Source organism: Bacillus sp. FSL M8-0166 (assembly GCF_038008825.1).
GTDB lineage: Bacteria > Bacillota > Bacilli > Bacillales > Bacillaceae > Bacillus > Bacillus safensis.
The window spans coordinates 1,558,366-1,580,591 of record NZ_JBBOZZ010000001.1 but is presented as its reverse complement, the minus strand read 5'-3'; the positions used below and the strand labels follow the sequence as shown (position 1 = coordinate 1,580,591).

The window sequence follows — 22,226 nt, the reverse complement described above, 5'->3', positions numbered from 1 at the left end:
AAAAATGGAATTAATTCCTGTTTTTTTCTTCATTTTTGCGTTTTCCACTACTAAAAAGAGTGGATTGAATTCAAATTTTACCATAGTCTTCTCACTAAAACAAACACATGTTGTCTTACGAACGCCACCAATTGATGAGAAAGATCAATTCAATCTAGTAAAAGGGAGTGCATAACATGGTAGAAATTTATCAAGATTTTATTCCAGTTGGAAACGGAAACCGCCCGGGATACGCCATGACACCGATGTATGTGACGGTGCATAACACAGCAAACACGTCAAAAGGAGCGGATGCGAAAAGTCATGCGGCATATGTAAAACGCCCAACGACAGAGGTGAGCTGGCACTTTACAGTGGATGATCATGAAATATTCCAGCATCTGCCGTTAAATGAAAATGGCTGGCATGCAGGGGACGGACAAGGGAATGGTAACCGAAAGTCGATCGGCATTGAAATTTGTGAAAATGAAGATGGGAATTTTCAGCAAGCGGTGATACATGCGCAATGGCTCATCCAAAAGCTGTTAAAGGAACATAACATTCCACTAGCTAATGTGGTCACACATCAGCATTGGTCTGGAAAAGCATGTCCACGCTTGCTTCTCGCTACATGGGATGAATTTAAAAAAGGAATTGAAACGGCAGGAGATCCGGAGACGGTCATCACGTATGTCGTCAAAAGCGGGGATACATTAACGAGTATTGCTAAAGCTCATGACGTCACAGTTCAAGAACTACAGAAGTGGAATAACATTAGCGACCCGAACAAGATTCAAATTGGACAGGTTCTCAAAATTTATCGAAACGATGGAAAAATGATGTATGAGCTGCCAGATGGGATTTTAAAGGTGACTTCCCCTCTAACGAAAGGAGAGCACGTACGCCTCGTCCAAAAAGCGCTTGCTGCAGTTTATTTTTATCCTGATAAAACGGCTGCAGATAAAGGCATCGATGGTGTTTACGGGGAAAAAACGGCGAATGCCGTGGCACGCTTTCAGCTGGTGAACGGGCTGACAAGTGATGGGGTATACGGCCCTAAAACGAAGGAGAAGCTGCTTAAACTGTTAAATCAGTGAGTGTTTCTGTTTGTATGATTGGATGGCTGTTTCACTTTTTTCAATTAATCGCCTAGTATATGGGGAAGGCTGATATTCGGCAAACTGAACATATCTCAGTTGTTTGATTTTCTTTTTCATTTTGGCACCTCAATCGTTGCAGCGTATGGTGTATTGTATGCAAGTCTACGTAAAAATGGAATCAGGACGCGGATTTCGTTCCGCGTCCTTTAGTGTAATCAAGCCTTTTTGTTTTTATACTCATCCAGAAGCTGTTCATTCTTTTTAAAAATTCGCTCAGTATGGGGGCTTACCTTGTAATCGGCCATACTGATATGGCGTTTTTTCTTTAAAATCTTAAAAGGGTTTTTCTTGCGATTGTTGTTATCCCCTTGAAGTGCGTGGTCCATCTTCATCACCTTCCTCTTCGTCAGGCAAGATTAGGTCATAAATTGTTGTAAGTGATGTCATTAATAAATAATCGAACTCCGTGACAATTTCATCGGAGGTGAGCTTAATGACAAAGTGAGCATCTGCTACAGAAAATGGGATGAGCACCAAATGACCGAAATCATCGTAATATACTTCCTGCCTGTCAAGCTTCGCCTGAATGAGAGCCCGCTGGTCAAGTGGCCGAAGCAGGTCGTCTTTTTGTTCCTGCATATCGTATGGACAAAGCACCGCTTGAATATTCATCTTGTCGGCAAAAGAATAAATAAGCCGCTCAATTCCCTCTATATATGCCTCTACACTTCCATAATATACATGGATCGGTTCATTTTTCAATAGGTATTGGTACGTTTTTAGTTTATTGAGGTAAGAATGAAGCAAATCGTTATTTTGTTCAAGGAGTTGATGGGTGTCGGTTTCCAGCTCATGATTTCCGAGTTTCTTTATATAGGAGCTGAGAAAGATGAAAGCATCGGTTAATGCGAAAAAAACGGCAATGATCAAGTAGTGCATCCAATCGGTGAAGATCGAAGAAGGGTCATTTGTCCAGTACACAACAGCACCAGCTACATAAATCCAATACCACGTTTTACGAATGGCAAACATCTTTTCTTTTACTTTTTGTTCAAAGCGCCATACTGCAAATACATACACAGCAAGAGCACCTAGCAATAACCATACGGTCAATTGAAAAAATAATAGCATGTTCTTCTCTCCCATAGACAGATGAATACTTGTTTATTTCTATGGATATGATTGGAAAACCTGCTTCATGAAAAAATGTCCTGCAGGTAAAAGGTGTTTGAGTGTGCAGACAAATAAAAAAAGACCTGTCAGACAGGTCTTTGAGATTAGAGAATCGCATTTAACACGAAGTATATAAGAGCTCCTAGAGTTCCTGAAATCGGTAATGTGATGACCCAAGTGACAAGCATACGTTTTGCCGTACCCCAGTTTACCCCTTTGACTCTGTGTGCAGAACCTACACCTAGAATAGAAGATGAGATAACGTGAGTGGTACTAACAGGTAAGTGAATAAACGTCGCACCGAAGATAATAGCTGCACCCGTTAAGTCGGCAGATACTCCGTTTACTGGACGAATTTTCATAATTTTACCGCCGACTGTTTTGATAATCTTCCAGCCGCCAATTGAAGTACCTAGTCCCATTGCAAGCGCACAAGAGAATTGTACCCAGAAAGGAATGTCGTCTGTTGTATGCAAATTACCTGCAATTAAAGCCATCGTAATAATACCCATCGCTTTTTGCGCATCGTTTGTTCCATGGGTATACGATTGCAGTGCAGCCGTTAAAATTTGAACACGTCGGAATTGTTTATTTGTTTTTGCGAGATTGTTGTTTCTAAATATAATTTTGATAATGGTATACACGATATATCCCAATACGAAAGCCAGGATAGGTGAAAGCAAAAGTGCTTGAATGATTTTAATGAATCCCGAATAGTTTAAAGCGCCAAAACCGGCAGAGGCAATAACAGCTCCTGCAATTGATCCGATTAGTGCATGTGAAGAACTACTCGGAATCCCGTAATACCAAGTAAGCAAGTTCCATGTGATGGCGGCAATTAAAGCAGCCAAGATCACAACAGAGCCGTTTTGAAGTGTAAATGGATCTGCGATGTCTTTTGTAATGGATTTTGCCACACCTGTAAATGTCATTGCTCCTAAGAAGTTCATGAACGCTGCCATGATGATCGCATGTCTAGGCTTTAATGCTTTCGTTGAAACTGAAGTCGCAATGGCATTTGCTGTATCGTGAAACCCGTTAATGAAATCAAAAGCAAGTGCACAAATGACAATAAGTATGGTAAGGATGAGTAATGTGTCCATGTTTAACTAACCCCGTTACGCATTCTTCATAATGATTGTTTCTAGATTGTTGGCAACACTTTGACAGGAATCAGCGATTTCTTCAAGTGTTTCGTAAATTTCTTTGTATTGAATCACCTTAATTGGATCTGTTTCTTTTCCAAACAAGTTCTTTAATGATTTACGATGAAGATTGTCACAATTATGTTCAATCTCTTTGATCTTGATTGCGTGCGGATGAATATCTTTCAAGCGATTTTCAGCTAGTAAATCAATTGTGATTAAAATTTCTTTCGCACACTCTCTGATGTAGTGGCTGAATTTGTCGATATGTTCGTCAGAGCTTGTGATTGAGTAAATTTCTAATGTCGCTGAAAAATGCTCAATTCCATCTAAAACATCATCGAGGCTATTCGTCAATTGAAGAATGTCTTCACGTTCAATCGGTGTAATAAAGGCTTTGTTCAGCTCTTTAATCATGGTATGAACATGATTATCACCTTTTGTCTCATATTCCTTCAATGTGTCAGAAAATTCTTTCAGAGTGGTTTGATTTGTTACTTTATAGCTAACAAAATACTCAGCAGTTTCATCTAAATTTTTAGCAATCTCCGTTAACAAGACGGAAAACTTGTCTTTTTTCCTTTTTAACATGTAAAAACCCTCCATTGTATAAATGAGACAATGCACACATCAAATAATTATATATTCTTTTGTCGAAAAAAAACAGGTGTAGTCGAAAATTTCTTCACTTTTTCTATTTGATCTTATTCTGACCTAAAGATGTGATCTCAACACACCTTTTTCTAAAAGGGGAAAAGCAACGAAAAAAGCGGGCCATTTTTGGCACCGCTTATAGGCTAAGAAGCCGAATGAATCAGCTTAAACCGTTCACAAACAAGAAGCATATCCTCTTTGAAATCTAATCCGTATGATTGGAGTGCTTCTGTGAAAAATTCTTTATGTTCTCTATACCAATAGTCATAAGATAAATCGCCTTCACCTTCTGCTTGTGCAAATGATTCGGGGACTTCATTCATTGGCATGACATCTACATGTGTGATTTCAATGATGGCTTTTGGTTCTTCCTGGCTGTCCAAAATGACTGCATATTGTCCAGGTTTTGGAAGCGGCTCCTGTTCCTTTTCATAAAACAGGTATCCAGAACAAGTGGCTGTTTTTTTTCCTTGCTTTACAAGATCAAGCAAATGATCAGAATCTGAGCCGAATGCCCACGCTGAAACAAACGCGTCAGCAGGTGCTTTTTCTGATCTCTCTTTCCAATAATCTTCCCAAAATAATCTGCTTTTGTTGTTCACCGTTTTTCCCCCTCTTTGTTGTATTTATTATACCTTGAAGCCGAATGGTTGGAAATGATGTGTCTTTATTCCTAATGAGTAAGTGTGTCATATGTTTTGAAAATCAATGTTCGATTTGGGAAATGTAGGATGATAGGATGAAAATTTTTGAAATTTTAGAATAATCTATTGTATTCTGGTCAAGAAGTCGGTAAGGTCAAAGTAAGAATATGGAAGGGGTGTTGTTCATGAAACGCATTTCTCTAACTGTTTTGTCCATATGTCTGTTTGTTTTCTCGTTTTTTCTGCCAGTCAGCCAAGTCAATGCGAACGAATCACATGGGAGTAAAGTAGCTGTTGGTAAAGATGGTATGGTGGCTACTGCTCACCCGCTGGCATCAGAAGTAGGTGCTGATGTATTGAAGAAAGGTGGAAACGCAGTCGATGCTGCTGTTGCCATCCAGTACGCACTGAATGTGACAGAGCCAATGATGTCTGGAATTGGCGGCGGTGGTTTTATGATGGTTTATGATGGAAAGACAAAAGAAACATCCATCATCAATAGTAGAGAACGAGCACCACAAGGCGCAACACCTGACATGTTTTTAACGGATGAGGGAAAAGTCATCCCATTTGCTGAGCGGTCCACACACGGTAATGCGGTTGGTGTTCCAGGGACAGTAAAAGGCCTTGAGGCAGCATTAGATAAGTGGGGGACCCGTTCGATGAAGGAATTGATTGAGCCTTCCATTCAGCTTGCAGAGGATGGATTTGAAATCGATTCTGTTCTGGCACAAGCCATTGAAGATCATCAAGAAAAGCTGAAAAAAACGGCTGCAGCGCCAATCTTTCTTCCAGATGATCAGCCGCTCAAAGAGGGCGACCTGCTTGTGCAGCCAGGTCTTGCTAAAACATTTAAGCTCATTGCGAAAAAAGGAAGCAAAGCATTTTATGAAGGAAAAGTAGCAAAGGCACTTGCAAATACAGTCCAAGATTTTGGCGGAACGATGACAACTGATGACATTGGTCATTATGAGGTCAAGACTGACAAGCCTATCTGGGGAGACTATAAAGGATACCAGCTTGCAAGTATGCCTCCACCAAGCTCGGGCGGTGTGTTTATGCTGCAAATACTCAAAATACTAGATCACTTCAATCTATCTCAATATGACCCCAAATCATTCGAAAAATATCAGCTGCTTGCTGAAACAATGCATCTCTCCTATGCTGACCGTGCTGCATATGCAGGCGACCCCGAATTCGTAGATGTTCCACTAAAAGGACTACTAGACGATGATTACATTTCAAAAAGAGCCTCTCTCATTCAATTAGATCAAATGAACCAAAACCCGAAAGAAGGAGATCCATGGGCGTATGAGGATGAAAAAAATCCATCCCCAATTGTCCCGCAGCCAGAAGATAAAACCATTGGCGAGACCACTCATTTTACAGTTGCCGATCAGTGGGGAAATGTCGTGTCATTCACAACAACCATTGAACAGTTATTTGGTACAGGGATTCTTGTTCCGGAATATGGCTTTTTCTTAAACAATGAACTAACAGATTTTGACGCAAGACCAGGTGGAGCAAATGAAGTTCAGCCGAATAAGCGTCCATTATCCAGTATGACCCCGACCATCATATTCAAAGATAACGAGCCGGTCATGACTGTGGGCTCACCTGGAGGAACGACCATTATTGCTTCTGTTTCACAAACCATTCTGAACTTGCTTGAATACGATATGGAGCTTCAAGATGCGGTGGAAGAGCCGCGGATTTATACAAACAGTACAACTTCTTACCGATACGAAGTAGGTGTTCCTCTTGATGTGAGAACGAAGCTAAATGACATGGGTCACCGTTTTGGCAGTTCACCTATTGATATAGGAAATGTGCAAGCCTTACTCATTGATCGAAAAGCAGGGACATTTACTGGAGTAGCTGACTCCTCGAGAAATGGAACTGCTGTTGGTGTCAATTTAAAGCTATCTGCCGATTAAGACCATTTCCCGGGAAAAGAAGCGCCTCTTCAAGATGGCGTTTCTTTTTTGTTTAAATGAAAAAACAGAGTTGACACCTGTGAATAGTTTGAATAATATATAGACTAACATCAATCATACATAGCTGATCGGACAACCGAAGGCTCTTGGCAATTTGAAGTACAGGACTGTGATGTATTTCAGGTGGCTAAGGGTCTTTTTTGCGTATGAAACGGCAAGGTTGGTGTCACTATTATTTGATAACGGGGGAGCGGGATAACATGAAAAAGTGGAAATGGGTCTCTATCGTGACCATCATATTAGTCTTGGCTGTGACGAGTACTGCATGCTCAAACGCAAACGAAGCCTCAAAGCAAAAGGGAAAGGTTGAGCTGTTAAATGTTTCGTATGATCCTACACGTGAATTGTATCAGGAATACAATCAAGCCTTTCAGACATATTGGAAAGACAAAACAGGTGAGGATGTCACGATCAAGCAGTCTCACGGTGGATCAGGAAAGCAGGGAAGATCGATTATTGATGGACTCGAGGCAGATGTGGCAACACTGGCTTTAGGGTATGACATTGATGCGATTGCAGATCGCGGACTGCTTTCGAAAGATTGGCAAAAAGAATTTCCAAATCAGTCAACACCGTATACATCGACCATTGTGTTTCTTGTGAAGAAAGGGAATCCCAAAAATATTAAAGACTGGGACGACTTGATCCGGCCAGGTGTGTCCATCATTACGCCGAATCCGAAAACGTCCGGCGGTGCAAGATGGAATTACTTAGCTGCATGGGCCTATGCAGATAAAACATTTCATGGGAATGAAGAAAAAACAAAGGATTTTGTCAAAAAGCTATATGAACATGTCGAAGTCCTTGATTCAGGTGCACGTGGAGCCACAACGACCTTTGTTGAACGCGGCCTTGGGGATGTCTTAATTGCATGGGAAAATGAAGCCTATTTGACTCAGCACGAACTAGGCAAAGACAAATTTGAGATTATCACCCCATCGATTAGTATTCTAGCGGAGCCGCCCGTTGCGGTCGTTGATCAAAATGTGAAACGTAAAGGAACAGAGAAAGTGGCGAAGGCTTATTTAGATTATTTATATTCTAAAAAAGGGCAGGAAATTGCAGCGAAAAACTATTATCGCCCTAGAAATCAAGAAGTCTTAAATAAATATAAAGACCAGTTTAAAGAGATTGATATGGTGACGATTGATCAAGCGTTTGGCGGGTGGAGAAAGGCGCAGAAAAGATTTTTTGATGATGGCGGCTTATTTGATCAAATATACAGCGGACAAAAATAGGGGGCGATGTGATGAAGAAAGCACATGCAGCCGCCAATAAAAGAAAACGTATATTGCCTGGATTTGGTCTGAGCCTTGGGGTGACGCTCGTTTATGTGAGTGCGATTGTCGTCATTCCTTTATCCATGGTATTTATTTGGACGGCTTCATTAGGAGCAGAGGGGATTTGGAAGGTTTTTACCGATGCAAGAGTATTGAAGTCGCTTCAGCTGACCGTGACGACTTCCTTTGCAGCTGCTCTCATCAATGCAGGGTTTGGTGTACTGATTGCCTGGGTTCTCGCCAGGTACACATTTCCTGGAAAGAAAATCTTAGATGCTCTCATTGATTTGCCTTTTGCTCTCCCAACCGCTGTTGCGGGTATTGCCCTCACCACCCTTTATTCTCCTAATGGATGGATTGGTCAATTTCTGCATATAAAGGTGGCGTACACACCGATTGGGATTATTTTGGCACTGATTTTTATTGGCATTCCATTCGTTATCCGGACCGTTCAGCCTGTGATAGAGGGGCTGCAGCAGGAAGTGGAAGAGGCTGCGGCAATTCTTGGTGCGACAAGGAGACAGACCTTTTTTCACGTGCTGCTGCCTGCCTTGTTTCCTGCGGTGATGACTGGATTTTCACTTGCGTTTGCAAGAGCACTAGGTGAATATGGCTCTGTTGTGTTTATTGCTGGAAATATTCCGTTTAAAACAGAAATTACACCGCTGATGATCATGTCCAAGCTTGAACAGTATGATTATCATGGTGCCGCAGCGATTGCATGCTTGATGCTGCTTCTTTCGTTCTTCGTCCTGTTATTGATTCACGGCATTCAGTGGTATGTTGAGCGGAAAAAACAAGTATACGTGAGGTGAAACCATTGGAGAGAGAGCTTAGTCATCGGCACCATGTTCAGTATAAAAGTCCTGTATCCGAATCTAAAGCGGTGAAAATCCTATTGATTACGGTGGTGTATGCTTTTTTGATTTTATTTTTACTCATTCCGCTGATCGCCGTTTTTTCAAAGGCATTTGAGAAAGGGTGGAGTTCATACCTTCTGGCCATCTCACATCCAGATACACTAGCGGCGATCAAATTGACCGTTTTCATTGTCGGCGTCACCTTGCCGCTTCAAATGATCTTTGGGGTTAGTGCTGCATGGCTTATCACAAAATTTAACTTCCGCGGAAAACGTTTGTTAACGACTGTGATTGACCTCCCGTTTGCCGTTTCGCCTGTGATTGCTGGACTTGTATTTGTGCTTTTATTTGGTTCAAACGGGCTTTTAGGGCCATGGCTTATGGAGAATGGATGGAAAGTCATTTATTCTGTTCCAGGCATGATCCTAGCAACCATATTCGTTACATTTCCGTTTATTGCTAGAGAATTAATCCCGTTTATGCAGCATGAAGGCATTCATGAGGAGGAAGCATCGCTTACACTTGGTGCAAACGGATGGAAGACTTTTTTCTTTGTGACACTGCCGAATATCAAATGGGCTCTTTTTTACGGTGTCATCTTAGCCGGGGCAAGAGCGATTGGTGAATTTGGTGCCGTGTCGGTTGTATCAGGTCATATTCGAGGGATGACCAATACGATGCCGCTTCATATCGAAATTTTATACAATGAGTACCAATTTCAAGCCGCTTTTGCTGTGGCGTCCCTCATGGCGTTTGTGGCAGTCATTACTTTAATTATTAAGCAAATCATTCAGCAGAGGGATCACCGGCTTGGCAAGCGGTCAACATAAATGGAGGGATGTGCCTTGGGGATAACAGCAAAACAAATATCAAAACAATTTGGTCAGACAAAGGTTTTGCAGAACGTGGATTTATCGATAAGAAATGGTGAATTGATCTCTTTATTAGGACCATCTGGCTCTGGGAAGACGACGTTATTAAGAATCATTGCAGGTCTTGATTACGCCAATAACGGGCAGGTTTTATTCGGAGATCAGGATTACACACACGTTCCAGTACGAAAGCGGCAGATCGGTTTTGTCTTTCAGCAATATGCGCTTTTTCGAAATATGACGGTTTTTGATAATGTGGCATATGGACTGAAAATTAAACCTAGAGGAGAAAGACTGCCTAAAAAAGACATCAAAGAGCGGGTACATGAGCTTTTAGAGGTTGTTCAGCTGACGCAGTATGAGCAGCGGTATCCAGAGCAGCTGTCAGGCGGACAAAAGCAGCGTGTAGCACTAGCGCGCGCACTTGCCGTTCAGCCGAAGGCACTCCTGCTGGATGAACCCTTTGGCGCACTCGATACAAAGGTGAGGAAAGAATTAAGGCATTGGCTGAAAAAAGTTCATCGTGACTTTCAAATGACCACCATTTTTGTGACTCATGATCAAGAAGAAGCATTCGATATTTCTGATCGTGTTGTGGTGATGAATGAAGGAAGAATCGAAAAAATTGGCACAAAGGAAGAAATGGCAGTGCAGACAGACAATCTATTTGTATCTGAATTTTTAGATATAGGAAGCCACATTTAACAAGAAGTATAGAAGGGAGAGACGCAGTGATCACTGCGTCTTTTTTTTATAAGAATTCCCCTAGGAACATTGACTTATAATTTCGAATATTATAATATCTTTACAAAGGTAACAGTATTGAACATTTTTCGGAACACGAAATTGTAAGCGCTTTATAAAAGGTTCTATTCTAAAATGTTCCTTCTTTTTGTTACATGTGTTCATATTTATACCAAATGAAAGGGGTGGTTGTTTGAACAGCTTGTTTGAGTTAGATGAACAACTGATTAAGCTGCAGTTCGAAGCATCTTCGAGAGAGGAGGTGACCACATATTTAGCAGGACGGTTAGAAGCTGGAGGGTACATTAAATCGAGCTTTTTACCAGCAGTGCTTGAAAGAGAAAAAACATATCCTACAGGCCTTCCACTTGCAGCCTTTGGGGTAGCGATTCCGCATACAGATCCAGAGCATGTGAACAAACCGGCGATTAGTGTAGCTACTTTAAAGGAACCTGTTATTTTTCATAAGATGGGAAGCCCTGATGAAACAGTGCAAGCCAAAATTGTGTTTGTCCTAGCAATCTCTGAGCCTAGCAAGCAGCTTGTGATGCTGGAGAAGCTGATGACACTTTTTAGAAAAGAAGAAGTGATGACGAAGCTATCTTATATGACATCTTATGAAGAAGCGGTTGACGTGCTTCAGCAAGAACTAAACCAATAGCCATTCACGAAAATATGTAAGCGCTTTATCTGAAAAATTCAGGAGGTGGATGTATGATCAAGCAAGCCGTCGATTTTATATTAGACCTTGGACCAACTATTATGCTCCCGATTATTATGACGCTTTTCGGTATGATTTTAAGGCAGGGCTTTAAGAAATCCTTCAGGGCCGGTATTACGATCGGGATTGGATTTGTCGGTGTCAATCTTGTCATTAATTTGCTCGTGAGCGGTCTTGGACCAGCTGCGAAAGCCATGGTTAATTCCCTTGGGCTAAAGCTCGATATTTTGGATGTTGGATGGCCGATTGGAGCTGCCATATCCTTTGGTACACCCGTTGCCCCGCTCATGATTCCTCTTGTGCTTTTATTAAATGTCATCTTATTGTCCGTGAACTTTACGAAAACGCTGAATGTGGATATTTGGAACTTCTGGCATTTGATTTTCGCAGCCTCTGTTACTTACTACGCTTATCATAATATGTTCTTGGCTCTTGCTGTTGGCTTGATCGTCTCTGCGATCACGCTGAAATTAGCCGATTGGACGGCGCCGACAATCGAACACCATTTCGGATTAAAAGGCGTATCGATGGCTCATGCTGAAACGGTCAACTTTGCCCCGCTGATGTATGCGTCCAACCGCATCATTGATAAGATTCCTGGTTTAAACAAAATTCATGCTGATCCAGAAACATTGAAGAAACGCTTTGGCATCTTTGGCGAACCGCTTGTGATGGGTCTCATACTTGGTATCATTATTGGTCTTCTCGGCGGCTATGATGCAAAAGGTGTGATGACGCTCGGTATCCAAATGGCGGCAGTCCTTGTCTTAATGCCAAGAATGGTTGCGTTATTAATGGAAGGACTGATTCCAATCTCTGAGGGCGCTCGTTCTTATATTCAAAAGCGTTTCCCAGGGAAAAATGTCTATATTGGTTTAGATACAGCGATTGTTATTGGTCATCCAGCGAATATGGCGGTAGCCCTTTTAATGGTGCCGATTACGATTTTGCTCGCAGTTGTTCTGCCTTACAATGGCATGCTCCCGTTTGCTGATTTATCGGTTCTGCCATTTACAGTTGTCTGGGCAGTAGCAGCCGCTCGTGGAAATATTATTCGCGGCCTTATTAACAGTATTTTTACATTAATGATTGTCTTCTTTATCGCAACGAACCTTGCTCCGCTTGCGACAACAATGGGGAAAGCAGTCGGCTTTGATTTCCCAGAAGGGGCAAACATGATTTCAGGTATTGATCTTGGTTCTCACGTCATTCCTTGGATCATGGTGAGACTTCTTGATCCGAGCAACCCGTACTTTATTGCAGCGATCATCTGTGCACTCGCTTATGCGCTTCTATGGTACTGGGTGCGAAATGATATTAAAAAGCAGTATGCGAAAGAAATGGGCTTAGATCAGAAAGAACAATAAATGAGCTGGAGGGATTCTAATGGCAAAGAAAATATTAGTATCATGCGGAACGGCAGTTGCAACATCAACGGTTGTGGCTAAAAAAGTAGAAGAGACGTTAAAGGAAAAAGGATATGATGTCGTGGTGGAACAGTGTAAGGCATCTGAAGTCCCGCAAAAAGCGGAAGGCGCCGATTTAATTGTGACGACAACGCCTGTAAGTGATACAAAAGGGACACCTGTGATTCAAACATTATCCTTTTTAACTGGTTTTGGCATTGAAGATGATATCGAGAAAATCATCGATCATATCAAGTAGAGGGCTATTTTCTGAAGGAGCTTTCCCGGCTCCTTCTAGTGATTTGAAAGGAGGAAGTCTCATGCAGCAGCATGCTTATAGCCGAACGTCTGCAGTGTTGTCTATTTTTCTTCCAGCCGTGCTCATCTCTCTGTTTTTTCTCTGGTCTCTTTATACGTTATGGTCAGCAGGACCTGAGCCGTTAGCTGTGTTAGGCGTTTATACGCTGCCTATTCTCATGCTTTCTAGTATCACAGGACTGAACCAGCCGACAAACGTCATCATTAGTGACGATCAACTGAAGATAGGGGCTTTTGGCAGATGGCACACATATGCAGTTTCTGATATTAAAGGAAAGCTTTTTTTAAAGCCTTATCCTCATATCGGGAAAGTCTATGTCAGGGTGGGGCCAGCTCGTATATTCGGAGGGCGCTACTGGATATCCAGTGAGATGAGTGAGTACAAGCAGCTTGTTCAAACGTTGCAGGATTTTGCGAAGGGTGATGAAAAGGAGGATGCCGCTACATGAAATCAGCTGTCTTTTATTCTTCAGAGAACATTCGGTATGAGGAGCGGAACCGGCCAGTCATTGGTGATGATGAAGTTCTGTTAAAGCTGCGAGCCTGCGGCTTATGCGGAACGGATATTTATAAAGCAACGCATGAGACAGTACCTCCTGGGACGGTGCTGGGACATGAAATCGCTGGTGATATTGTCGAGACCGGCAAGCGCGTGACAAATGTCCAAACGGGAGACAGGGTCTATGTGGCGCATCATGTGCCTTGTTTCACCTGTGACTTTTGTCAAAAGGGATTTTATACGATGTGTCCGCAGTTTACAGCCACAAATGTAGAGCCGGGCGGGTTTTCAGAATATATCCGTGTACCTGCTTTGCATGTCAAGCACACGATGGGCAAGCTTCCAAAAGACGTATCGTATGAGCAAGGGGCGATGGTAGAACCGGTTGCCTGCTGTCTGCATGGGTTTGAACGAGCTCCTGTTCATCCAGGAGATTCCGTCTTGATCCTTGGAGCGGGGCAAATTGGCTGCATTCAATTGCAGCTCGCCAAATATTATTTGGCTGGGAAAGTGATGATAACAGATGTGAATGAGAACAGGCTGCTGCAAGCGAGGAGTTTAGGTGCTGACATCGCTTTTCATCCAGCAGCCGAGCCAGTGGAAAACCGGGTGATGAAAGAAACAAATGGAAAGGGAGCAGACCTCGTTATTATTTCTGTTGGGAGCAGTGCGCTTTTAAAAGAGGCGTTTCAGGCTGTAGCGCGAGGCGGGACGATTTTGGTGTTTGCTCATTTTCCAAAGGGCGATGTGGCCATTCCTGCTGAACGATTTTTCAATGATGAAGTGAAGGTAGTAGGAGCCTTTTCCTCTCATCCATATCACTATCGTGAAGCCCTTGAGCTTCTGAAAGCAAAAGTGGTCAACACTGAAAAGATGGTGACGCATCGTTATCCGTTAAGCCAGCTGCTTCAGGCGATAGAATGTGCGAGGCACCCTGAGGGTGAGAGCGTCAAAATCATGATGTATCCAGATGAATGAGTGTATGAGATTGAAAGAGAAAGAGAAGTTCTTTGGAAAAGGGCTTTGCCTTTCTCTTTTTTTCTGATAATAAATGAAAACGCTTAAAAATGAGAGAGAAATGCTTGACTTCGATGACACTTAAACGTATGATGATTACAAATGTAACATATAAGAACAAATGTAAAGGGGAGAGAAGAAATGCAAAAACAAATCACTTTGCCTGAACAGATTAGTCATGAGAAATTAGCAGATTTATATAAACAAATGTGGTTAGTGAGATATTTTGATGAAAAGGTCGATCAATTCTTTGCAAAGGGACTTATCCATGGCACCACTCATTTATGTGTTGGACAGGAAGCATCAGCTGTTGGATCGATTGCCGTATTAAAAGATAAAGATAAGATCGTCAGCACACACAGGGGACATGGTCACTGTATTGCAAAAGGGGCCGAGGTCAATAAAATGATGGCTGAATTGTTTGGACGGGAAACCGGCTATTGTAAAGGAAAAGGCGGCTCGATGCATATCGCGGACTTAGAAAAAGGAAATCTTGGGGCAAATGGAATCGTTGGCGGCGGTATCCCGCTGGCAACAGGTGCAGCGCTCACATCTAAAATGAAGCAGGAAGGTTTTGTTGTTCTTTGTTTCTTCGGAGATGGTGCCACAAATGAAGGCAGTTTCCATGAAGCTTTGAACCTTGCGTCCATTTGGGATTTACCGGTTGTGTTTATTTGTGAAAACAACCAGTACGGCATGTCTGGCCCTGTGAAAGAAATGATCAACATTGAAGATATTTCAACAAGAGCAGAAAGCTACGGAATGCCAGGAAAAACGGTTGATGGAAATGACATGGTCAAAATTATGAACACAGTAGATGAAGCAGTCAGCCGTGCGAGAGCGGGAGAAGGTCCATCACTCATTGAAATGAAAACGTACCGCTGGAAGGGTCACTCTAAGAGTGATGCGAAAAAATACCGTACACGTGAAGAAGAGACAGAGTGGAGACAAAAAGACGGAATCAAACGCTTTAAGTCTCTTTTGATTGAACTGAATGTTTTGACAGAAGAGCAGGCAGCAAGCTTACAGGAAGAAGCGAAGCAGGAAATTGAAGCGTCTGTAGAATTCGCCAAAAACAGTAAAGAACCGTCAATCGACACACTATTAGAGGATGTATACGCCTAATTAGGAGGGGAATCACGTGACAAAAACAACAGTGAGAGAGATTTCATATTTAGAAGCCGTTCGAGAGGCTATGAGTCAGGAAATGAGAGAAAACCAAGATGTCTTCATTTTAGGTGAAGATATTGGCGTATATGGAGGTGCTTTTGGGGTCACGCGCGGCATGATTGAAGAATTTGGGCCAGAGCGCGTTCGCAATACACCTATCTCAGAGGCTGCCATCGCAGGTGGGGCAGTCGGAGCGGCTTTAACCGGTATGCGTCCGATTTTAGAACTTCAATTCTCTGACTTTATTACAATCGCAATGGATCAGCTTGTGAACCAAGCAGCCAAAACGCGATACATGTTTGGAGGAAAAGGGAAGGTGCCGCTCGTTGTAAGAACGCCAGCAGGATCGGGAACGGGTGCAGCGGCGCAGCACTCACAAAGCTTAGAAGCGTGGATGGCACATATTCCAGGACTCAAAGTGGTTCAGCCTTCAACAGCCTATGATGCAAAAGGTCTTTTAAAAGCAGCGATGGATGATGACAACCCTGTCATTTTCTACGAGCACAAGCTTTTATATAAAACAATCGGTGAAGTGCCTGAAGAGCAATATTCAATTCCTCTAGGAAAAGCAGATGTGAAAAGAAGTGGGAAGGACGTCACGATAGTAGCAACAGCGATTATGGTACACAAAGCGTTAGAAGCGGCAAAGGAACTAGAAACAGAGGGAATCGATGTTGAAATCATTGACCCAAGAACACTTGTCCCATTAGATGAAGAAACCATTATCGAATCTGTGAAGAAAACAGGTAAATGTATCGTTGTTCATGAAGCGGTAAAACGAGGCGGCTATGGCGGAGAGATTGCAAGTATGATAGCGGAAAGTGAAGCCTTTGACTACTTAGATGCTCCAATTAAACGACTTGGCGGTCTTGCGGTCCCAATACCATATAACCCGACGCTGGAAAAAGCGGTCATTCCACAAGTGCCAGATATTATTGAAGCAGCAAAAGAGCTTGTGCGCTCTTAAGTAAAGGGGAGAAGATCATGCCAAAAGAGATATTTATGCCGAAGCTAAGCAGTACGATGGAAGTCGGCACCTTGCTTCAATGGTTTAAAGAAGAAGGAGATTCGGTTGAAGTCGGTGAGCCTCTTTTTGAAATTATGACAGACAAGATCAATATCGAGGTGGAAGCATATGATGATGGTATTTTTCTAAAGAAATATTATGAAGCCGATGATCAAATTTCGGTCAATGCTGTCATTGGATACATCGGAGAGGCAAATGAACAAGTGCCAAGCGAACCGCCAGCACAATCAGAGGAAGATTCACCAGACAGCAGCGAATCGGCTTCATCAGACACGGCTTCATCCAGTTCTACTGAAGCCCCAAAAACACCTAATGAAAAAGTGCGTGCCACTCCTGCGGCGAGAAAAACGGCAAAGGATCATCATGTGGCGATTCATGAGGTATCTGGCACAGGACCTAAAGGCAGAGTTCAAAAGCGGGACGTCGAGGCGGCTGTCCAATCTAATGAGAAAGATCAGCGCGTGTCACCGCTTGCAGAAAAAGTGGCTGCTCGTGAAGGAATCGATTTAGCGAATGTTGCTGGATCTGGTGCGCACGGAAAAATCATGAAGAGTGATGTAACGGCAGCAGCTGCACAAACAGCAGAGTCTTCTCCAGTGAAAACACAAAAACTAGCTGGTATGAGAAAAGTGATCGCTGATCGCATGTCACAAAGTGCCTTTACAGCACCGCACGTGACATTAACAAGTGAAATCGATATGACAAAAGCGAAAGAAATACGCAAACAGCTATTGCCAGCGATTGAAAAAGAGACAGGCTACAGACTGTCGTTCACAGAAATTATGATTCATGCGGTCAGCAACGTACTCACACGCCACCCGCATATCAATATGACATTTGAACAAAATGAGCTTCATTTCCATGATGATGTGCACATTGGTCTTGCTGTCGCTGTAAAAGATGGCTTAATGGTTCCAGTCATTTCTCATGCGAACCAAAAAGGATTAAAGGAGCTGACAAAAGAGGCAAAAGAAATCGGCCGAAACGCACGTGACCAAAAACTGCTGCCAGATCAGCTGAAAGGGTCCACTTTTACCATTAGTAACTTAGGTATGTATGCCATTGATACCTTTACCCCGATTATTAATCAGCCAGAAGTGGCGATCTTAGGGGTTGGGCGCATTCAAGAAAAACCTGTTGTGGTAGATGGAGAAATTCAGGTGCGGCCAATGATGGGCGTTAGTTTATCGTTTGATCACCGAGTGGTAGATGGCGCACCAGCGGCTGCCTTTTTAACAGACCTTAAAAAAGTGCTTGAACAACCATTTGAATTGCTAATGTAGGAGATGAATCGGATGACGAAAACGTATGATCTGACAGTCATTGGCGGAGGGCCTGGCGGGTATACTGCCGCCCTTCAAGCAGCTGAGCGTGGACGGAAGGTCGCATTGATTGAAGAGGATTTTCTAGGCGGTACTTGTTTAAATCGGGGCTGTATTCCTTCAAAGACACTGCTCAAACATGCAGAAGTCATTGAATCAATTGAGAAGGCCAAAAGCTGGGGTATTGAAACAGGTGACATGGTCCTTTCCTTCGATAAAATGAGAAAGCGCAAAGACGACGTCATTGAAAAGCTTAGAGGCGGAATTGCCTTTTTATTAAAGCAAGGAAAGATTGATGTATATAACGGCAGAGGTACAGCTGTTACAAGGCACCGGATTGAGATTGAAAAACAAGATGGTTCAGAATCGATAGAAACGAAAGAGCTCATCATTGCTACGGGATCTTCACCTGCCATTCCGCCAATACCGGGGCTTAAAGACATTCAATTTGACACAAGTGATACGATCTTTGACATCCCAGATATTCCTGCTTCTGTCGTCATCATTGGCGGCGGTGTCATTGGACTTGAGCTGGCTTGTATCTTCCAGAGTCTTCAATCAAAAGTCACGATTATCGAAGCGGCTCCGTCCATTATTCCGCAAGAAGATGAGGAAGCATCTAAGCTGCTTGAAAAAGAATTAAAGAAAAAAGGCATCCATATCGCGAAGAAAACCACTGTGACAGAGGTGACGGAAAGCGAAGGAGTCAAAGCGGTTCATGCAGCAGACGATAAAGGGGAGACGCATATCTTTACGGCTGAAAGACTGCTTGTTTGTGTAGGAAGAAGACCGAGTGTATCTGCCGTCAGCCAGCTTGACCTTCAGCTGGCTGGTCCTTTTATCAAGGTGAACGACAAGATGCAGACAAGTGTGGAAGGTGTCTATGCAGTTGGGGATGTTGCTGGCGGCTATCAGCTGGCTCATGCAGCGATGGCAGAGGCCGCTGTTGCGGTCAGTAATATTTGCGGTGTGTCTGAAAAAATGAATGCTGATATCATGCCTAGATGTATTTATACATTACCAGAGGTAGCAAGTGTCGGTCTGACTGAGAAAGAAGCAAAGGCCAAAGGACTTAACGTGCGGGCAGAACGATTTGATTTAGCGGCAAGCGGTAAAGCACTAGCGGCAGGTGATCAAACAGGCTTTATTAAATTGGTATACGATACAGTCTATGGTGAAGTGATTGGCGCGACGATGGTTGGCCCGCACGTCACAGAGATGATTTCAGAAGCTTCCTCCTTTATGTATTTAGAAGGAACAGCAGAAGAGATGGCGAAAATGATTCATCCGCATCCGACCATCTCAGAAGGTTTTTATGAAGCAGCACTTGATATCGTGAGTAAGCTGAGAAAATAATGGCCAAACAAGGGATAGGGAGGAGATGCATGTGCACGTCCAGCTTCATCAGAAAGCGGCACTTGTGACAGGTAGCACAGATGGATTTGGAGAAGCCATCTGCCTGGCTTTAGCCCGGGCAGATGCACATGTTTTTTTACACACGTTTCATGATGAATCAAAGGCTAAAACCATTCGTGAAGACATTCAAAAAATAGGCGGTCGAGCGAGTATCATTCAGAACCCGCTGGAAACACCGCGTGATGCCGCACGGATGCTGAGGCAAGTGATTGATACATGCGGTAAGCTGGATATTTTGGTCAATCAAGCAGAGCAAGGAGCGGGCACAGAGCTTGATGACGTGAGCCCTGATGAGTGGGTGGGTGAAGTGGAATCGGCTGTGAATACCGTCTTTCTTTCCAGTCAGGCCGCCGTATGGCATATGGTTGATCAGAAGCAAGGCTGCATCATTAATATATCGTCATCAGGCAGTATCACAGGTGATGGCGGGATCTCGCATGCTACATCGAATTCTATGCTGAATGCCATGACAAAAGGTTTAGCGAGAGAATTTAAAGACAAAGGCATCCGGGTGCTTGCGCTGCTGCCGCCTCCTCTCCATTTGGTTCCTGATACAGAGCAAATCAAGGAGACTGTGGCCCATATGACGGTGTTCCTCAGTACATCCTATGGTGCATTTACAGATGGCGCAGCGATTATGCTTGATGGGGGTGAGAGTGCTGGCTAATGATCAAAAACCAGTTCTCATCGTTGGTGGAGCCCAAGGGATCGGAAAAGAAATAGTTGAGCGATTTTTAAAAGAAGGGCACCAAGTCGCCGTGTCAGATATAGATGAAAAGGGACTTTCGCTCTTAAAGACACAGTATCCTCAGCTGCTGACATTTCAAGCTGACGTTTCATCGTGGGAAAGTGTTCAGCAGATGATATCAGCAGCTGAAAGAGAGCTGGGAGGCATTGTTCACCTTGTGTATTCAGCAGGAATGACAAAATCACTGCCTTTTTTAGAAGTCGATTTTTCACTTTGGAAAAAGACACTGGCTGTGAACTTATATGGTCTTTACTATTGCATCAAAGCGTTGGCACCCTATATGTGTGAGCGGCAGGAAGGCAGTGTTGTCATTATTGGATCGGGATCGGCAATAACCGGTTCAGGAGGCGGTATTCAATATTATGCATCAAAAGCAGGTGCTTTTGGATTGATGCGTTCGCTCGTAAAGGAACTAGGCTCGCATCAAATACGCATCAATGTGATTGCCCCCCGCGTAATTGAATCTCAAATGCTTGATACGCTCTATCCTACTGTAGAGGAGAAACGGCAGCTGCAATCACTCATTCCCATCGGAAGATTAGGAACACCTGAGGATATCGCAGGACTCACTTTATTTCTCACACGTCGCGAGGGGAGCTATTTGCACGGACAAATGATCCTGTTAGACGGAGGGAGAACGTATCAGCCCAAATATACTGAGGGAAAAAGAGCGGAGAGTTAATCGCTCTTTTTGTCATTTTCATAACAATTGTTCCAATTGGAAACGAATGTTTGGTATACTGGTAATCATAGTATATTAAAAGGATGATGTCACATGCTGAATTGGGAAGAAAGACGACAGCTCGTCAAAGTTGCTCATCTTTATTATACAGACGGGTGGACGCAGCAGGAAATTGCAAAAAAGCTCAATGTCTCAAGACCAGTCATTTCAAAGCTGTTACAAAAAGCAAAAGATGTGGGAATCGTTGAAGTGTACATTAAAGACGAAAGCATTCATACGGTGGAACTTGAAAAGCAGCTAGAAACAACCTTTCAATTAACAGATGCGGTCGTTGTCCCAAGTGTCGGGACAATGTCTGAGATGGTGAAGCGGGCAGTCGGTCAAGCAGGCGCCTATTATTTGTCTAAAAACATGAAAGATGCGGAGAAAATCGGCATTTCATGGGGGACGACGCTTGCTGAGCTTGTAAAAGAATATCCGTTTGAACGAAGAAACGATGTGAAGGTCATTCCTTTAGAGGGCGGAATGGGCAGGCAGGCGGTCGACATTCATGCCAATCAGCTGGCATATGAGCTGGCAAAGAAAATGAACGGCACGTGTTCCTATTTATATGCCCCTGCGATTTTAGAAACAGAAGAATTAAAAGAACGGCTTATGGCGATGCAGGACATAGAAGCTGTGCTTGAAGAAGGCAGAAATGTGGATATTGCCCTCATCGGTATTGGCAACCCGCATAAAGGGTCAACTTTAAAAACAGTCGGTTATTTAAAAGAAGAGGACTTATCTGGTTTAAGGCAATCAGGGGCTGTCGGTGATATTGGCTTTCGTTTCTTTGATGGAGAAGGAAAACCTGTCCAAGATGAACTGAATCAAAAGGTCATTGGCTTATCGCTGGAACAATTAAAGAGCGTCAAAACGGTCATCGCTGTTGTAGAAGGAACCCATAAAGCTGAGAGTATTTTAGGGGCTTTAAATGGCGGCTTCATCCAAGTACTGGTGACAGACGAACTAACGGCGGCAGCCATTTTAAAGGAAGCATCCGTCCAATAAAAGGCTGGCAGTGTTCGAATGGTATAACAAGAGCAACATCAAACGAGAAAGGAGCTGTGTATCTTGAAGAAAACCGAAATGGAAGCAAACCTACACTGTACTCGGTGCCAAGAAGAGACCCTCCACAGCATCGTTTATGTGAATGATCAGATGAAAAGCGTTGAGTGTACAGAGTGTCATCAAAAGATCAGTGTGCAAGTCGACATCATGAAAGAATTTTACAAAGAAGTATACGAGAAAATAGCGACAAAGCCAAAGCGGATGACGCAGGAATATAAGTCGAACCTGAATGGATTTATCTCAAGGCTCCCAATCCGCGTGCTTAGTAAACCATACCGGCTCATGAGATATTTAAACGAATCATACAAAGTAATCAAACAATATAAAAAATGAAGCAGAGGC

The 22,226-nt window shown here is 43.1% G+C and carries 24 protein-coding genes; 19 read left to right on the top strand and 5 right to left on the bottom strand.

The annotated features are described in order from the left end of the window. Positions 1-176: 176 nt before the first annotated feature. Positions 177-1,076 carry an N-acetylmuramoyl-L-alanine amidase gene (locus tag NSS92_RS08410; protein ID WP_340867321.1) on the top strand — a complete coding sequence of 300 codons (900 nt, stop codon included), beginning with the start codon at positions 177-179 and terminating at the stop codon, positions 1,074-1,076. A gap of 218 nt (positions 1,077-1,294) precedes the next feature. On the opposite strand, the gene NSS92_RS08405 is transcribed toward NSS92_RS08410, so the two are convergent. The 5 genes from NSS92_RS08405 to NSS92_RS08385 form a co-directional block, all read right to left on the bottom strand. After that, a complete protein-coding gene (locus NSS92_RS08405; protein ID WP_008358858.1) occupies positions 1,295-1,465 on the bottom strand; it encodes a type II toxin-antitoxin system SpoIISB family antitoxin in 171 nt (56 codons plus the stop codon). Further along, positions 1,440-2,210, bottom strand: coding sequence for a type II toxin-antitoxin system SpoIISA family toxin (locus tag NSS92_RS08400; protein WP_340867320.1), 771 nt, complete (start codon positions 2,208-2,210; stop codon positions 1,440-1,442). Before NSS92_RS08400 ends, NSS92_RS08405 begins: the two co-directional genes overlap by 26 nt. A gap of 146 nt (positions 2,211-2,356) precedes the next feature. After that, positions 2,357-3,355 carry an inorganic phosphate transporter gene (locus NSS92_RS08395; RefSeq protein WP_017359158.1) on the bottom strand — a complete coding sequence of 333 codons (999 nt, stop codon included), beginning with the start codon at positions 3,353-3,355 and terminating at the stop codon, positions 2,357-2,359. 15 nt (positions 3,356-3,370) lie between these two features. Further along, entirely contained in the window at positions 3,371-3,988 is a 618-nt protein-coding gene (locus NSS92_RS08390; RefSeq protein WP_024426775.1) for a DUF47 domain-containing protein, read from the bottom strand. 206 nt (positions 3,989-4,194) lie between these two features. Further along, positions 4,195-4,653, bottom strand: coding sequence for an ASCH domain-containing protein (locus NSS92_RS08385; protein ID WP_267586065.1), 459 nt, complete (start codon positions 4,651-4,653; stop codon positions 4,195-4,197). A 227-nt stretch (positions 4,654-4,880) separates the two neighbouring features. Here NSS92_RS08385 and ggt point away from each other — a divergent pair, with 227 nt between their 5' ends. From ggt to NSS92_RS08295, 18 genes are all read left to right on the top strand, one after another. Beyond that, entirely contained in the window at positions 4,881-6,632 is a 1,752-nt protein-coding gene (ggt, locus tag NSS92_RS08380; RefSeq protein WP_340867319.1) for a gamma-glutamyltransferase, read from the top strand. A 260-nt stretch (positions 6,633-6,892) separates the two neighbouring features. Next, the gene (locus NSS92_RS08375; protein WP_340867318.1) at positions 6,893-7,930 is read left to right on the top strand and encodes a sulfate ABC transporter substrate-binding protein; all 1,038 of its coding nucleotides are present in this window, start codon (positions 6,893-6,895) and stop codon (positions 7,928-7,930) included. An 11-nt stretch (positions 7,931-7,941) separates the two neighbouring features. Beyond that, positions 7,942-8,787, top strand: coding sequence for a sulfate ABC transporter permease subunit CysT (gene cysT, locus NSS92_RS08370; RefSeq protein ID WP_340867317.1), 846 nt, complete (start codon positions 7,942-7,944; stop codon positions 8,785-8,787). 5 nt (positions 8,788-8,792) lie between these two features. Continuing rightward, entirely contained in the window at positions 8,793-9,662 is an 870-nt protein-coding gene (gene cysW, locus NSS92_RS08365) for a sulfate ABC transporter permease subunit CysW (protein WP_340867316.1), read from the top strand. Between the two features lie 15 nt (positions 9,663-9,677). Then, positions 9,678-10,409, top strand: coding sequence for a sulfate/molybdate ABC transporter ATP-binding protein (locus NSS92_RS08360; RefSeq protein ID WP_340867315.1), 732 nt, complete (start codon positions 9,678-9,680; stop codon positions 10,407-10,409). Between the two features lie 232 nt (positions 10,410-10,641). Further along, entirely contained in the window at positions 10,642-11,109 is a 468-nt protein-coding gene (locus NSS92_RS08355) for a PTS sugar transporter subunit IIA (RefSeq protein ID WP_041105930.1), read from the top strand. Positions 11,110-11,162: 53 nt separating this feature from the next. Next, positions 11,163-12,536 (top strand): PTS galactitol transporter subunit IIC, encoded by a 1,374-nt coding sequence (locus NSS92_RS08350; protein ID WP_024426780.1) that lies wholly within the window; start codon positions 11,163-11,165, stop codon positions 12,534-12,536. A gap of 19 nt (positions 12,537-12,555) precedes the next feature. Then, positions 12,556-12,834, top strand: coding sequence for a PTS sugar transporter subunit IIB (locus tag NSS92_RS08345; RefSeq protein WP_003212259.1), 279 nt, complete (start codon positions 12,556-12,558; stop codon positions 12,832-12,834). A 61-nt stretch (positions 12,835-12,895) separates the two neighbouring features. Further along, complete coding sequence (locus NSS92_RS08340) at positions 12,896-13,342, top strand: hypothetical protein (RefSeq protein ID WP_340867314.1); 447 nt, start codon at positions 12,896-12,898, stop codon at positions 13,340-13,342. Then, entirely contained in the window at positions 13,339-14,370 is a 1,032-nt protein-coding gene (locus tag NSS92_RS08335; RefSeq protein WP_340867313.1) for an alcohol dehydrogenase catalytic domain-containing protein, read from the top strand. The genes NSS92_RS08340 and NSS92_RS08335 overlap by 4 nt, the downstream gene beginning before the upstream one ends. Before the next feature lie 180 nt (positions 14,371-14,550). Continuing rightward, entirely contained in the window at positions 14,551-15,534 is a 984-nt protein-coding gene (gene pdhA, locus NSS92_RS08330) for a pyruvate dehydrogenase (acetyl-transferring) E1 component subunit alpha (RefSeq protein ID WP_267586071.1), read from the top strand. Positions 15,535-15,565: 31 nt separating this feature from the next. Next, the gene (locus tag NSS92_RS08325) at positions 15,566-16,546 is read left to right on the top strand and encodes an alpha-ketoacid dehydrogenase subunit beta (RefSeq protein ID WP_267586467.1); all 981 of its coding nucleotides are present in this window, start codon (positions 15,566-15,568) and stop codon (positions 16,544-16,546) included. 17 nt (positions 16,547-16,563) lie between these two features. Continuing rightward, positions 16,564-17,889 (top strand): dihydrolipoamide acetyltransferase family protein, encoded by a 1,326-nt coding sequence (locus tag NSS92_RS08320; RefSeq protein WP_340867312.1) that lies wholly within the window; start codon positions 16,564-16,566, stop codon positions 17,887-17,889. Between the two features lie 12 nt (positions 17,890-17,901). Further along, a complete protein-coding gene (lpdA, locus tag NSS92_RS08315; RefSeq protein ID WP_340867311.1) occupies positions 17,902-19,284 on the top strand; it encodes a dihydrolipoyl dehydrogenase in 1,383 nt (460 codons plus the stop codon). Between the two features lie 25 nt (positions 19,285-19,309). Then, entirely contained in the window at positions 19,310-20,011 is a 702-nt protein-coding gene (locus NSS92_RS08310; RefSeq protein WP_340867310.1) for an SDR family NAD(P)-dependent oxidoreductase, read from the top strand. Beyond that, positions 19,989-20,774: an SDR family NAD(P)-dependent oxidoreductase gene (locus NSS92_RS08305; protein WP_340869957.1), complete on the top strand. Its 786-nt coding sequence runs from the start codon at positions 19,989-19,991 to the stop codon at positions 20,772-20,774. Before NSS92_RS08310 ends, NSS92_RS08305 begins: the two co-directional genes overlap by 23 nt. A 93-nt stretch (positions 20,775-20,867) precedes the next feature. Further along, on the top strand, positions 20,868-21,824 hold the full coding sequence (locus NSS92_RS08300) for a sugar-binding transcriptional regulator (protein WP_024426787.1): 957 nt from the start codon (positions 20,868-20,870) through the stop codon (positions 21,822-21,824). 63 nt (positions 21,825-21,887) lie between these two features. After that, positions 21,888-22,217, top strand: a complete 330-nt coding sequence (locus tag NSS92_RS08295) for a bh protein (protein ID WP_142944588.1) — start codon at positions 21,888-21,890, stop codon at positions 22,215-22,217. The last annotated feature ends 9 nt before the right edge of the window (positions 22,218-22,226 follow it).